The 12,757-nt window shown below is 64.3% G+C and carries 10 protein-coding genes; 4 read left to right on the top strand and 6 right to left on the bottom strand.

Features of this window, described 5'->3' with window-relative positions:
• Window positions 1-490 precede the first annotated feature (490 nt).
• Window positions 491-1,003, top strand: coding sequence for a TIGR03809 family protein (locus K359_RS0126880; RefSeq protein WP_029082089.1), 513 nt, complete (start codon window positions 491-493; stop codon window positions 1,001-1,003).
• A 31-nt stretch (window positions 1,004-1,034) separates the two neighbouring features.
• On the opposite strand, the gene K359_RS0126875 is transcribed toward K359_RS0126880, so the two are convergent.
• Window positions 1,035-2,405 carry a TIGR03808 family TAT-translocated repetitive protein gene (locus tag K359_RS0126875; protein WP_029082088.1) on the bottom strand — a complete coding sequence of 457 codons (1,371 nt, stop codon included), beginning with the start codon at window positions 2,403-2,405 and terminating at the stop codon, window positions 1,035-1,037.
• Between the two features lie 1,118 nt (window positions 2,406-3,523).
• Between K359_RS0126875 and K359_RS0126870 the strand changes: the two genes are divergently transcribed.
• Entirely contained in the window at window positions 3,524-4,975 is a 1,452-nt protein-coding gene (locus K359_RS0126870; protein WP_029082087.1) for an amidase family protein, read from the top strand.
• Between the two features lie 113 nt (window positions 4,976-5,088).
• Window positions 5,089-5,670 carry a TetR/AcrR family transcriptional regulator gene (locus K359_RS0126865; RefSeq protein WP_029082086.1) on the top strand — a complete coding sequence of 194 codons (582 nt, stop codon included), beginning with the start codon at window positions 5,089-5,091 and terminating at the stop codon, window positions 5,668-5,670.
• 133 nt (window positions 5,671-5,803) lie between these two features.
• Here K359_RS0126865 and K359_RS0126860 read toward each other — a convergent pair whose 3' ends face one another.
• Window positions 5,804-6,016 carry a hypothetical protein gene (locus K359_RS0126860; RefSeq protein WP_029082085.1) on the bottom strand — a complete coding sequence of 71 codons (213 nt, stop codon included), beginning with the start codon at window positions 6,014-6,016 and terminating at the stop codon, window positions 5,804-5,806.
• Between the two features lie 163 nt (window positions 6,017-6,179).
• Here K359_RS0126860 and K359_RS0126855 point away from each other — a divergent pair, with 163 nt between their 5' ends.
• A complete protein-coding gene (locus K359_RS0126855) occupies window positions 6,180-7,607 on the top strand; it encodes a DUF1254 domain-containing protein (RefSeq protein ID WP_035977196.1) in 1,428 nt (475 codons plus the stop codon).
• 287 nt (window positions 7,608-7,894) lie between these two features.
• Here K359_RS0126855 and K359_RS0126850 read toward each other — a convergent pair whose 3' ends face one another.
• The 4 genes from K359_RS0126850 to scpA form a co-directional block, all read right to left on the bottom strand.
• On the bottom strand, window positions 7,895-8,542 hold the full coding sequence (locus K359_RS0126850) for a pyroglutamyl-peptidase I (protein WP_029082083.1): 648 nt from the start codon (window positions 8,540-8,542) through the stop codon (window positions 7,895-7,897).
• Window positions 8,539-9,531: a methylmalonyl Co-A mutase-associated GTPase MeaB gene (gene meaB / locus K359_RS0126845; protein ID WP_029082082.1), complete on the bottom strand. Its 993-nt coding sequence runs from the start codon at window positions 9,529-9,531 to the stop codon at window positions 8,539-8,541. The genes K359_RS0126850 and meaB overlap by 4 nt, the downstream gene beginning before the upstream one ends.
• A 76-nt stretch (window positions 9,532-9,607) precedes the next feature.
• Complete coding sequence (locus K359_RS0126840; RefSeq protein WP_051346435.1) at window positions 9,608-10,408, bottom strand: RsiV family protein; 801 nt, start codon at window positions 10,406-10,408, stop codon at window positions 9,608-9,610.
• A gap of 187 nt (window positions 10,409-10,595) precedes the next feature.
• The gene (gene scpA / locus K359_RS0126835) at window positions 10,596-12,755 is read right to left on the bottom strand and encodes a methylmalonyl-CoA mutase (RefSeq protein WP_029082080.1); all 2,160 of its coding nucleotides are present in this window, start codon (window positions 12,753-12,755) and stop codon (window positions 10,596-10,598) included.
• Between the last annotated feature and the right edge of the window lie 2 nt (window positions 12,756-12,757).

Here is a 12,757-nt window from a genome sequence, read left to right as displayed (position 1 = left end):
CGCGGAGGATTTGAACGTCCGCCATCCTGTCACGACTTATATGTGTGGGAGCGGTTTATCCCTCCCCGGCTATATCAGGCGCGAGCGCCCATCCACCCCAAGCGCCCATATGGCTTTGACCCGTCCGGTTGTCCCCCCGGACGGGTCTTTGCTTTTGGGGCACCCCTGCATGACGGGCTCGACGAACGCGGCCGATCATTCGACGGCGCGCAGCGCGGTCGCGACGCGATGTCTGCCGCGGGCGACCGCATGCGACGGATTGCTGTGGATCATTCGTCCGGACGCGCTTTGCATCACCACGATGCAAGTCGATGACTTGACGGGGGTTCGCGCGAGAAACTCCGTAGTCGAGCGGACTTCTCTCATCGCCCGTTCGCGATTAAGAATTTAGTTAGACTTTATTTACCTTTTCCACAGAATATCAGCGTCGCGTCCAGTTGATTCGGTTCGGTTGCGTCTGCGTCCGTTTCTTTCCCTACGGGCAAGTTGAATGACACATCGGACCGACGTGGCCAGGGGCCAAGAGATCGTTGCGCGCTGGTGCAACCTGGCCGAGCAAAGGCTGGAACACCTTACCGAACTATTCGAAACCGGACGCTGGCGCCGCTATCACAGCGAGCGGGCCTTCCTCGAGAACATCAGGGAAGCACGGGCCGCGGTCGAGATCTGGCGGGAATTGCTGTCGCGCGAGGCCTCGCTCGACAATTCGCCGATTGATCTGTCCTGGCTCGGCCGCGGCAAGTCGATATTGCCGCCGCCTTACATCTCATCGGCGCCCTACGTCTCGCCCGCGCCGGAGCGCCGGTCGGAGGCTGCGACATTGGCGGAGGCCGCGATGAATGCGGTGGCGGCCGCCCTGGAGACGGCGACGGAAGTCCTGGAGGAGCCGCCCACCATGGCTGACGCACCGCCGCTGGAGATGCCGCAGCCGGTGCTGCGGCCGCCGGTGCTCGACCTCGACACCATCCAGCGGCGCTATCCCTTGCTGCGCAACGCGCTGTAGCCGAACGGTCGGCCAATTCGCTCGAAACGCTCTAGCGCCGCACCGCGTTCGCGCCGACCACGAGCTGCGCAAATTGCTGGGCGCCACCTACTGACAGGTCGGTGGTAACCGGGCGGGCGTGGTCGAGCCCGACCACCGCGCCGCGCGGGGTTTCCGAGATCATGTTATTGTTGATCAGCGCGGTGCCGGCGCCCGGCACCACCGAGACGCCGATGCCGACAAAGGCGTTGCGGACGACATTGCCTGAAATCGCGACGTCGCGCAGATATTTGCCCCAGCCGGCGACGATGCCGAAGGTGGGCGCGTTCTCGATCACGTTGCCGGTGACGGCGCTGTCCGCCTCGACATAGATGCCGATGCCGGCGCCGTCGTTCGGGTCGGTGCCGACAGGGCGCTTCGGCAACAGATTGCGGATGATGTTGCCCTGGACCACCGCGATGCGGCCGCCCTCGTTGAAATTGCACACGGAGACACCGATCGCGGCGCCGTCGACCGTGTTGTTGGCGATGACAGCGGCCTCGAACGCGAACTCCGAGTAGAGTGCGACCTCGCGGACATTGCTGACGCTGTTGTCCGTGATGTGGATGTTGGAGGCGGAGTTGCCGCGCACCGCCGAGAAGTCGCAGTTTTTGATGCGATTGCCGCGCACGATCACATTGCCGGCGCGGAACGCGTTGATGGCGTTGCCGTACTGTCCGGAGCCGCCGGGGCCGGCCTTGATGTCTTCGATCCGGTTGTCGGCGACGATCGAGCCGTCATCGCCGATCGCGGTGCGCAGGATCTCGATGCCGTTGTCGTTGGTGCCCTTGATGGTGTTGCGCGAGACCATCAGGCCGAGCGCGTCGAACGACACCAGCGCGGTGGTCGCGATGTCGGTGAAGATGTTGTTGCTGACGTCGCCCGACATCTGCTCGAACCAGATGCCGTTGCCGCCGCTGCCGATGAACTGGCAATCGGTGATGCGGATGTCGCGGCCGGACAGGCAATGCACGAGGCCGCGCCGTGTCGGCAGCGGGACGTTGCCGCCGTCGAAGCTGAGGCCCATCAGGACGATGCCGCCGGCGCCTTCGCCTTCCAGCAGCGAGGCGCCGCCGTTGAACACCAGGCGACTGGCGCCGCGCACGCCGATCAGCTGGCTGCCGGGCGCAAGCCGCAACAGCCCGGTGCGGTAGACGCCGGGCGGGAAAGCCAGCGGCACCTGCGCGCGCGCCGCATCATCGATCGCGCGTTGCAAATTGCGGGTCTGGTCGTCGGGGCTGCCGGGGCGGACGCCATATTGCGTGACGTCGCGGCCGAGCGAGCCGGTAGATGCCGCGGCGCGCGCAGCGTCCGGCGACATCGCAAGCGCACCGGCTGCGCCGGCAGCAGTTGCTCCGATCAGATGGCGGCGGTTGACGTCCATGGTGCATGCCCTCGCAAGAAGACGCGAGCAGTGGCGTTCGCGCCTGTTAGGTAACGCGAAATGCGGCGCCGCATGGTGAACACGCCGACGCAGCGGGGCGATTGTTGCCGGTAGGGTTAACCCCCGGTGCAGCCGATTCACATTGTCAAACAGCGATTTCACGGCGTCATCACCCGCGCAGGCGGGTGATCCAGTATTCCAGAGACGCCTGTCGTTGAGCCTCGCGGCCGCGGCGTACTGGATCGTCCGCTTTCTCTGGCCTGACACCGGGGAGAATGAGAGCCCACGGCTCCTTCCCCGCGTCGTCCTGGCGAAGGCCAGGACCCATAACCACCGCATTGGGTGATGAGCCGGATCGTGGCCTCGGCGTCGCGCAGCAATTGAGATTTGGGGTAGTGGGTCCTGGCTTTCGCCAGGACGACACCGAGTGTGTGGCGTGGCCCGTGAATCATCGTTCCACGTTCTCGCGACATAATCTGCCCGAGCTTTGCTCTTCGTTCCGCCCTCTCTCTTCACAGAGGGCGCAGGGAAAGCCGGGTGCCGATCGCACCCATGGGCCCCGAGCAAAAGGTAGAAAGCTCGGGGGTAGGACCACAGGTGTAACCGGGAACTCCGGCTTTCCCTGCGCGATGGTTGTGCGGCTTATACGTGCTCTCCCGGCGAGACTGGGCTTGTTTGTCACCGCCGCCGCGAAGATGCTTCGCATCTCGCGGGGGACACCGGCCGCTAGGGCGTCAGGACCACACGACTTCACCGTCCGCTTCACGTGCTCTCGTCAGTATCACGCACAGCGTCCACCGCATCCCGCCGCACGTTCGTGACGATCGCGATACGCCCCTCATGCCGGGCGGGACGGGGATTCATAGCCGTGAGTTGGGGTGCGTGTCAAGATTATTTCTGATAATCGGAAGTAGATCAAGGGCGTGTACTCAGAGCCGCAATGCTCGATCAACCTGCATCACCGGCGGCTCACGCTTATGTGTCCGGCGACGCCACACGCTGCAGCAATGTCTGTTGAATTACGACCGTTATGTTATATTATGATCGTAATTCAATCGAGCTGCACCTGCCGTTCGCGGCAGTGCGATGCCGCGTCTCAGCTCTTTTGCGAGGATTTCATGGACGACACGATCGGCACCTCACGTCACGCCGCATCGCGAGAAACCGCGGAGCTTACTTCGCTTGGGCTCGCAGCCGCCGCAGCCGCAGTTCGTAACGGCGACATCACGTCGGAGACCTACACCACGGCGCTTCTGCAGCGCGCCGGAGCGCTCGCGGAGCTCAATGCCTTCATCAATATCGACGAGGCGGCCGTGCTCGCAGCCGCGAGGAATGCGGACAAAGCGCGCGCGACCGGGGCGGCAGCCCCTCTCCTGGGCGTGCCGCTCGGAGTTAAGGACAGCTATTTGACGAAAGGGCTGTCTACCAGCCTGGGTCTTGGCAGTCTCGCTGACTTCGTGCCGCTGGAAGATGCGGACGCTGTCCGCGCCATCAAGGGGGCGGGCGCTCTGGTCTTCGGCAAGAACAACCTCGTCGAGATGTCTTACGGCCTGACCGGGCACAATGCCCGCTTTGGTCAAGTGAAGAATCCGCTCGCCATCGATCGCGTGTCAGGTGGCTCATCGAGCGGATCCGCCGCGTCCGTAGCAGCCGGCATCGTTCCCGCGTCTTTAGGGGGTGATTCCGTCGGGTCGATCCGGGTGCCCGCTTCACTCTGCGGCGTGGTGGGATTCAAACCCACGACCGGGCGATGGCCGCGCAATGGCGTTGCGCCGATCTCGCATACCCTCGACACAACGGGCGTGTTCGCCCGCAGCGTTGAGGATTGCGCTCTTGTGGATCAGGTGGTGACCGGTGAAATTGCCGTGGACCCATCCGGGCGCGGATACGACGTGAGGCGGAGGCGGCTGGCCTACGCGCCGCGTCAATTTCTCGACTTGGTCGATCCGGAAGTCGAAGCACGCTTCCGCGAGGTGGTGCGTCGACTGCGGGACGCGGGCGCCGAGGTCATTGAGGTGGACCTTGGCGATGACTTCGGCGCCCTTACGCAGACGGCGACATGGAGCATCTTCTTCCATGAGACGATGGGCGCAATCTCGGGGTTCCTTCACCGCCACGATATCCCAACCACGTTTGAGGCGATCATCGAGGGGCTTAAGCCCGAGCTTCGCGACACGTGGAGACACGTTGTCCTGCCAGCAGGTGCAGGAGCTATCTCTGCAGAGGCCTATCAGACCGCGCTGGCGGTGAGCCGCCCGGAAATCCAGCGCCGGCTCGACGAGGCGTTCGTCGCCCGAGGGGTACAGGCCATGCTCCAACCGACCACGCCTTGCACGGCGCCTTTGATCGAACAGCAGACGAACTTCCAAATCGCAGGGCGGCAGGTTAGCCACCTCGCCCTGGCGAACCACACCGTGGTGGCGAGCAGCGTGGGCCTGCCGGGTATTAGCCTTCCGGTTGGCCTGTCGCGCGACGGCCTCCCCATCGGCCTTGAACTGGACGCTCCCTTGGGGAGTGACCGGACGCTTTTGGACCTTGCACGCCAGATCGAGAGCGTCCTGGGCACCTAGTCGGCTTTGGCCGATTCAGCGACGATGAAGTTGATGCCGTCGTGCAGCGGCTTCATCGCGACCTATACGCGGCTGCTGGGGCGGCTGCGACCTAACGACAACGGGAAGGCACGATGCGTTTCGAGAAAGGTCATAAGGCGGCGACACGACGGCACATAGTCGATGTAGCATCGAAGTGCATCCGCCGAGACGGCGTCTCCGCAGCCGGGATCGCTGGAATAATGGGCGAGGCTGGCCTGACCAACGGGGCATTCTATCCGCACTTCAAGTCCAAGGAAGCGCTCGTTCGCGAGGCGCTGGCGAGCGCGCTCGCCGACCAGCAGCATCGCCTCGATGAAGATCAGCGGACAGGGCTGGACCTCGAGCGCGCGATCAGGAGTTACTTGAACCGCGCTCACCTCGAAGACCCCGCAGGCGGGTGCCCCTCGGCGGCGTTGCTCCCGGAAATCGCCCGTCAGCCCCGGGCCACGCGGCGGGACTACGAGAAAGGCCTACGAAGCTACGTTTCGACGCTGGCCGCGCTGCTTCCTGACGCCGATTCCGTAGCGAACGACCGCCGCGCGATGGCCATCTTCGGCCTCATGATGGGCACCCTCCAGTTCGCTAGGGCCGTGCCCGACGCTGCCCAGGCGGAGCAGATCCTGGAAGGCGGCATTGAGGCTGCGTTGCACCTGGCACGAGCTCCATCTTCCTGAATTAGGGAGGCCGGAGGCTCAGCTTGGACATCTTTGTGGGCGGGATCACCGAGGTCAGCGACTGGCCCGACCGGACCTCCGGAGAGGTCCGTTTTGTGCGCCGCTGTTGAGGCATTGTAGATTTCAACGACGCTCAGGCGCGCAGCGTCCCGGTTCGCGAAGACACACTCCAAGCCGCGTCGCTTGCGCGCGCGGCCTGCCGGGGCAGCTTCACCAGCTCCAGCAGCATGGCTTCGCCGGCATCGCGCGCCGGCCGTGCATCGATGCCGCTACGCAAAACCACATGCTTGAGCGGGACATTGCTGGTTCCGAACCGGAAATTTCGTGCCTTTTTGATCTGGATCAAGGCCGGGAAACGATGCGCGGAATTGGCTCTAGAGCGTTTTCGAGCGAAGTGGCTACCGGTTCGCGTAAAGAAAACGCGTCAAAACAAGAATCTAGAGCCCCGTTCCGATTCCATCGGAACGGAAAAGGCTCTAGGTGTCGGTAATCTCATTTGGGAGACATGCATGATGCGCTTGGCTGCGGGTGCGCTTTTCGTTGGCGGGTTGTTAGCGGTGTCGCCATCCTCAGTTGGCGCTCAAACGTCGATCACCGAACAAGAGGCGCACGCGATCGGCGTCGATGCTTATCTTTATTTTTATCCGCTGATTTCGATGGACGTTACGCGGAAGGTGGCCACGAATGTGGAAGCCGGCAAGATACCGGGCTTCGGCCCAGCCAACATGTTTCACAACTTCACAGCCTATCCGGCCGCTGACTTCAAGGCCGTGGTTCGGCCGAACTTCGACACGCTCTACTCCACCGCCTTTCTCGACCTGACGACAGAGCCGTTGATCGTGTCGGTGCCCGATACCAACGGCCGGTATTATCTGCTGCCGATGCTCGACATGTGGACCGACGTCTTCGCTTCACCCGGTTGGCGAACGACCGGCACTCAGGCGGCCAACTTTCTCATCACGTCGCCTGGCTGGAGCGGAAGCCCTCCCTCGGGAGTAACGCGCATCAGTGCACCAACGCCCTACGTGTGGATCATTGGACGAACCAAAACGGACGGCCCGCCGGACTATGACGCGGTTCACAAGATTCAGGCTGGCTACAAGATCACCCCGCTGTCGGACTGGGGCAAGCCGGCAAAGCCTGTGGAAGTGAAGATCGATCCGGCCGTCGACATGAAAACCTCCCCGAAGGTTCAGGTCGATACCATGCCTGCAGACAAGTTCTTCGCTTACGCCGCTGAGCTTCTCAAGGTCAACCCGCCTCACATGACCGATCAGCCTATCATCGCCCGGTTGAAGAAGATCGGCCTCGAGCCCGGCAAGAGCTTTGAACTGGATAAGGCGGACCCTGTCATTCGCAGCGCTTTGGCGAATGCTCCGGAGGATGCGCAGAAGCTCATCGCGTGGAAGTTGCCAACCCTTGCCCGGGTCGTGAACGGCTGGTCGATGAACACCGACACCATGGGTGTGTATGGCAACTACTACTTGAAGCGTGCCCTGATCGCGCAATTCGGCCTCGGCGCGAACGTCCCTGAAGATGCCGTCTACCCGGCCAATCTGGCCGATGAATCCGGCAAGCCGCTCGATGGTTCAAACAAATACGTGCTTCACTTTGAGAAGGGCAACACGCCTCCGGCGAACGCCTTCTGGTCGATCACCCTCTACGACAACGATGGTTTCCAGGTGGCGAACCCGCTCAACCGATTCGCCGTCAGCAGTTGGATGCCATTTAGATACAACTCAGATGGGTCGCTCGATCTGTACTTCCAAAACGAAAGCCCCGGCAAGGATAAGGAAGCCAACTGGCTCCCGGCGCCGAAAGGCGCGTTCAACCTGACCATGCGCATTTATGCTCCGAGATCGGAAGCTCTCACCGGAAAATGGAATCCGCCGCCGATCACGCAGGCGCAGGCACTTCCAGGCTTGGCCGCTCAGTAACGGCGGCCAACGATCACGGTTGGGTGGCGGCATGGTCAATATCGCCAGCCCGACCGATGGCATATCGAGGGCACGCAGCTCCGGCCGCTCCCAGGCGTGCCTGCCGCCGCATGCACATCGACCGTGCGTCAATCTGAAGGGAATGCCCCAATGCACTGAAGATGACCATGGGGCCCCAATGATTCCCGACATGCCGTCCGTCGAACAACTTTCGCAGGTGTTTGAACTGGCGGCGGGAGCGCTTGAGACCGATGTCTCGCCGACGCTGCTCGACCGCGCCGCACCGCTCACGCGCGCGCGGCCTGCCGGGTCAGTTTCACCAGCTCCAGCAGCATAGCTTCGCCGGCATCGACGAGCTGTTCCAGCGTGATCTCTGATTTGCCTGATGTGGCCGTTCCGTCATGGGCGAGCGGCGGGACATGGACGAATTGCGCCAGCCGCAGGCCATTGTTGCCGTTCACGGCCTCGATCGCGCGCCAGCTCAGATAGTTGCAGAGATAGCTGCCGGCATCGCGCGACAGCCGCGCGTCGATGCCGGTGGCCAGTGCGGCGCGCAGCAGCTTTTCGCTGTGTGGCCCGAACATTTGCGCATCGGCGCCGCCCTCGATCGATCCTTTGCGGGCATGCTGGCGGCCGGCATCGGGAAATCTGGTCGTCACCGCGTTGCGGGCGCGGCTTTCGATCCGCAAATATTCGGTGCGGCCGGCGAGGCCGAACATCAGGAGCGCCTGCGGGCGATGCGTTGCGATCAGCTCCGGCAATTCGCGATCGACGGCAGCATAGGTGACGTCGAAGATGTGGCTGGTCAGCGCGACATCGTCGAACGCCGGGCGGCGCAGCGTGGTCAGCCGCCTGACCAGCGGCATGGTCGGGTTGAACGGCGCACCCGGGAACGGCCCGAAGCCGGTGAGGAGGATGCGCAGCTTCTCGCTCAATGCAGCATCTCCGCGATCTGTCCGGCGGCGACCGCGGGCGAGATGCGGCCGGCGGCGACCTCGGCCTCCATCTTCTTCACCCTGGCGCGGATCGCGGCATCGGCGCGCAGCCGCGCCATCATCCGGCCCTCCAGCATCGACCACATCCACTTCACCTGCTGCTCGCGGCGGCGGGTCTCGAATTCGCCGGAGGCATTCATCGCGCTGCGGTGGTCGAGGATCTTCTGCCAGAGCCGGTCGAGCCCGGCGCCGGTCAGCGCGGAATAGGTCTCGACCGGCGGATGCCAGTGTTCGGAGCGCGGCGCCAGGATGTGCAGCGCGCTGCGATAGTCGGCGGCGGCGAGGTTGGCGCGCTTGAGGTTGTCGCCGTCGGCCTTGTTGATCGCGATCATGTCGGCGAGCTCGACCAGGCCCTTCTTGATGCCCTGCAGCTCGTCGCCGGCACCCGGCAGCATCAGCGCCAGGAAGAAATCGGTCATATCGCAGACCGCGGTCTCGGACTGGCCGATGCCGACGGTCTCGACCAGCACCACGTCGAAGCCGGCGGCTTCGCACAACAGCATCGCCTCACGGGTTTTCGCCGCGACGCCGCCGAGCGTGCCCGAAGACGGCGAGGGACGGATGAAGGCCTGGTCGGAGACGGCGAGCCGCGCCATCCGGGTCTTGTCGCCGAGGATCGAGCCGCCGGTGCGCGCCGAGGAGGGGTCGACCGCCAGCACCGCGACCTTGTGGCCGCGCTCGATCAGAAACATGCCGAGCGCATCGATGGTGGTCGACTTGCCGACGCCGGGCGAGCCGGTGATGCCGACCCGCACCGCCTTGCCGGTGTCCGGCAGCAGCGTCTGCACCAGCTCGCGCGCCGCCGCCTGGTGATCACCGCGCCGGCTCTCAACCAGCGTGATCGCCCGCGCCAGCGCGGCGCGATGGCCGGCGCGAAGGTCTTTGGCGAGGGTACGGATATCGGGAGAGGCAGGCTTCGACGCGGTCATGGCACTGGTTTACAACGGCCGGCGATTGCAGGCGAGGGGGACGCGGAGTGGCGCCAGCGAGGCTTGTTGATGACGTCTATTGCTGGTCGTCCGCGTCGCCCTTGGGCCGTGCACTGCCAAAAATCCTGGCGCCTTCCGGCGTCAGATACGGCTTCAGCGTCTCCCACGGCACGAAGACGACATACTGGCCTTCGGCATAGGGGCCGACGGCATAGGGCGGGTAGTGGAAGGTGAGGCCGGAGCTCTTGCCTGACACGGTCGACGGCGCCAGCGTCACGGCGCCGATCTTGAGCAGGGTCGGCTTCAGCTCCTTGTACCACTCGGCGGTGGCCGTTTCGCCGGCGCCGCGCCGCTTCTTCTCGGCGTTCAACGCGCTGACGATGGCCCTGCGCATCGCCGTCAGGGTCGGGCCGTTGTCAGCGGTCTCGGTGAAGAAGGGGCGGATGCTGATGCGCTTCTTCGCGCTCGCGTCCCACAGGATGGTGTTGACGTCGGTGTTCGGGTGCGCGCCGGGCGTGTCCATGTAATCGTCGCGCAGCACGCTCACATAGCGGTCGTCAACGACGGAGCGCACGGAATATTTGCGTTCGAATGAATAGCCGCCGCGGTCCTTGAAGAGGTCAGGCTCATCCTTGCGCGCCGCCGCGGCCTCGGCGGCGTTCTTGTCGATCCATTTCCTGCCTTCGGCGAGGCAATCGGCCGCCAGCGCGCTATCTGCCTTGATCTTGTCGTCGAGATAGACGGTGGCCTCGATGCTCGCGGTCTTGATCGTGGCGTCCGGCTTGGGATCGGCGGCGCGCGCGGGAAGGCAGAGGCAGGCCAGCAGGCCGGCAAGACAAAGCAAGTAAACGGGCGTCACGAGCCGCGCGGCACGCATTGAGAACTCCGTTCGGAGGACAGGCAATCGCGTAATAGCGCTGGTGGGGTTCTGGAGCCACCAATTCGCCATCGTCATGGCCGGGCTTGGCCCGGCCATCCACGTCTTTCTTCCGTTAGAACCAAAGACGTGGATGCCCGGGACAAGCCCGGGCATGACGAGTCTTGTGGACGGGGACGCGGCAGCGTTACTCCGCTGCCGCCTCGCTGTGGCCGAGCCGGGCGTTGAGCTTGCGGATCAGCTCCTCGGCGGCATCCGAGATCACCGTGCCCGGCGGGAAGATCGCCTCGGCCCCCGCGGCATAGAGCGCGTCGTAGTCCTGCGGCGGCACCACGCCGCCGATGATGATCATGATGTCCTCGCGGCCGTGCTTCTTCAGCGCGGCCTTCAATTCCGGCACCGCGGTGAGATGCGCCGCGGCCAGCGAGGAGACGCCGAGGATATGGACGTCGTTCTCGACCGCTTGCCGCGCAGCCTCGTCGGCGGTTGCGAACAGCGGCCCGATATCGACGTCGAAGCCGACATCGGCGAAGGCGGATGCGATCACCTTCTGGCCGCGGTCATGGCCGTCCTGGCCGATTTTTGCCACCAGGATGCGCGGCCGGCGGCCCTCGGCTTCCTCGAAGGCGTCGATCAGCTCCTGCACCTTTTCGACCTTGTTGGACATCGCCGCTGCCTCTCGCTTGTAGACGCCGGTGATGGACTTGATCTCGGCGCGGTGGCGCCCGAACACCTTTTCCATCGCGTCCGAAATTTCGCCGACCGTGGCCTTCGCGCGCGCGGCGTCGATCGCGAGCGCCAGCAGATTGCCGTTGCCTTCGCCGGCCGAGCGGGTGAGCGCGGCGAGCGCCGCGTCGACGTCTGTCTGGTTGCGCTCCTTCTTGAGCCGGCCGAGCTTGTCGATTTGCAAACGCCGCACGGTGGAGTTCTGCACCTTCAGGACGTCGATCGGCTTCTCGTTCTCCGGCTTGAACTTGTTGACGCCGATCACCGCCTGGCGGCCGGCATCGATCCGCGCCTGGGTCTTGGCTGAGGCTTCCTCGATCCTGAGCTTCGGCACGCCGGCCTCGATCGCCTTGGCCATGCCGCCGAGTTCTTCAACCTCCTGGATGTGACCCCAGGCCTTCTGCGCGAGATCGCGGGTCAGTCGCTCGACATAATAGGAGCCGCCCCAGGGATCGATGATGCGGTTGGTGCCGCTCTCCTGCTGCAGGAACAGCTGCGTGTTGCGGGCGATGCGCGCCGAGAAATCGGTCGGTAGCGCCAAGGCCTCGTCGAGCGCGTTGGTGTGCAGCGACTGGGTGTGGCCCTGGGTCGCCGCCATCGCCTCGATCGTGGTGCGCATCACATTGTTGAAGACGTCCTGCGCGGTCAGCGACCAGCCCGAGGTCTGGCAATGCGTGCGCAGCGAGAGCGAGCGCGGATCCTTCGGATTGAACTGCTTGAGCAGCTTGGCCCACAGCAGCCGCGCCGCGCGCATCTTGGCGACTTCCATGAAGAAGTTCATGCCGATCGCCCAGAAGAACGACAGCCGCGGCGCGAAGCGGTCGACGTCGAGGCCCGCGGCAAGCCCGGCGCGCAGATATTCGACGCCGTCGGCCAGCGTATAGGCGAGCTCGAGGTCCTGCGTCGCGCCGGCCTCCTGCATGTGGTAGCCGGAGATCGAAATGGAATTGTATTTCGGCATCCGCTGCGAGGTGTAGGCGAAGATGTCCGAGATGATCCGCATCGAAGGCGCCGGCGGATAGATATAGGTGTTGCGCACCATGAACTCTTTCAGAATGTCGTTCTGAATGGTGCCCGACAGCTTTTCCGGCGGCACGCCCTGTTCCTCGGCAGCCGCAACGAACAGCGCGAGGATCGGCAGCACCGCGCCGTTCATGGTCATCGACACGCTCATCTGGTCGAGCGGGATGCCGGCGAACAGCGTGCGCATGTCGTAGATGGAATCGATCGCGACCCCAGCCATGCCGACATCGCCGGAGACGCGCGGATGATCCGAGTCATAGCCGCGGTGGGTGGCGAGATCGAACGCGACCGACAGGCCCTTCTGTCCCGCCGCGAGGTTGCGGCGGTAGAACGCGTTGGAATCTTCCGCCGTGGAGAAGCCGGCATATTGCCGGATAGTCCAGGGCTGGTTGACATACATGGTCGGGTAGGGGCCGCGCAGATAGGGCGCAATCCCCGGCCAGGTCTCGAGGAAGTCGATGCCTTCGAGATCGGCCTCGCTGTAGGCCGATTTCACCGGAATGCCCTCGGGCGTCAGCCACGGCTCAGCGCTCGCGGCCGGCATTGCCGGGGCAACGGGCTGGAAGGCGACATCGGCGAAATTGGGAATGCGGGTCATTC

The sequence above is a fragment of the Bradyrhizobium sp. th-b2 genome (genome assembly GCF_000426785.1).
GTDB classification, from domain to species: Bacteria; Pseudomonadota; Alphaproteobacteria; order Rhizobiales; family Xanthobacteraceae; genus Bradyrhizobium; species Bradyrhizobium septentrionale.
This window is presented reverse-complemented; position numbering and strand designations above follow the sequence as displayed.

What these genes read in the sequence shown, in the direction of transcription:
- K359_RS0126840 (WP_051346435.1), bottom strand. Translation starts at nt 10,408, where the DNA reads ATGCGTGCCGCGCGGCTCGTGACGCCCGTTTACTTGCTTTGTCTTGCC.
- K359_RS0126865 (WP_029082086.1), top strand. Translation starts at nt 5,089, where the DNA reads ATGCGTTTCGAGAAAGGTCATAAGGCGGCGACACGACGGCACATAGTC.
- K359_RS0126870 (WP_029082087.1), top strand. Translation starts at nt 3,524, where the DNA reads ATGGACGACACGATCGGCACCTCACGTCACGCCGCATCGCGAGAAACC.
- K359_RS0126855 (WP_035977196.1), top strand. Translation starts at nt 6,180, where the DNA reads ATGATGCGCTTGGCTGCGGGTGCGCTTTTCGTTGGCGGGTTGTTAGCG.
- scpA (WP_029082080.1), bottom strand. Translation starts at nt 12,755, where the DNA reads ATGACCCGCATTCCCAATTTCGCCGATGTCGCCTTCCAGCCCGTTGCC.
- meaB (WP_029082082.1), bottom strand. Translation starts at nt 9,531, where the DNA reads ATGACCGCGTCGAAGCCTGCCTCTCCCGATATCCGTACCCTCGCCAAA.
- K359_RS0126875 (WP_029082088.1), bottom strand. Translation starts at nt 2,405, where the DNA reads ATGGACGTCAACCGCCGCCATCTGATCGGAGCAACTGCTGCCGGCGCA.
- K359_RS0126880 (WP_029082089.1), top strand. Translation starts at nt 491, where the DNA reads ATGACACATCGGACCGACGTGGCCAGGGGCCAAGAGATCGTTGCGCGC.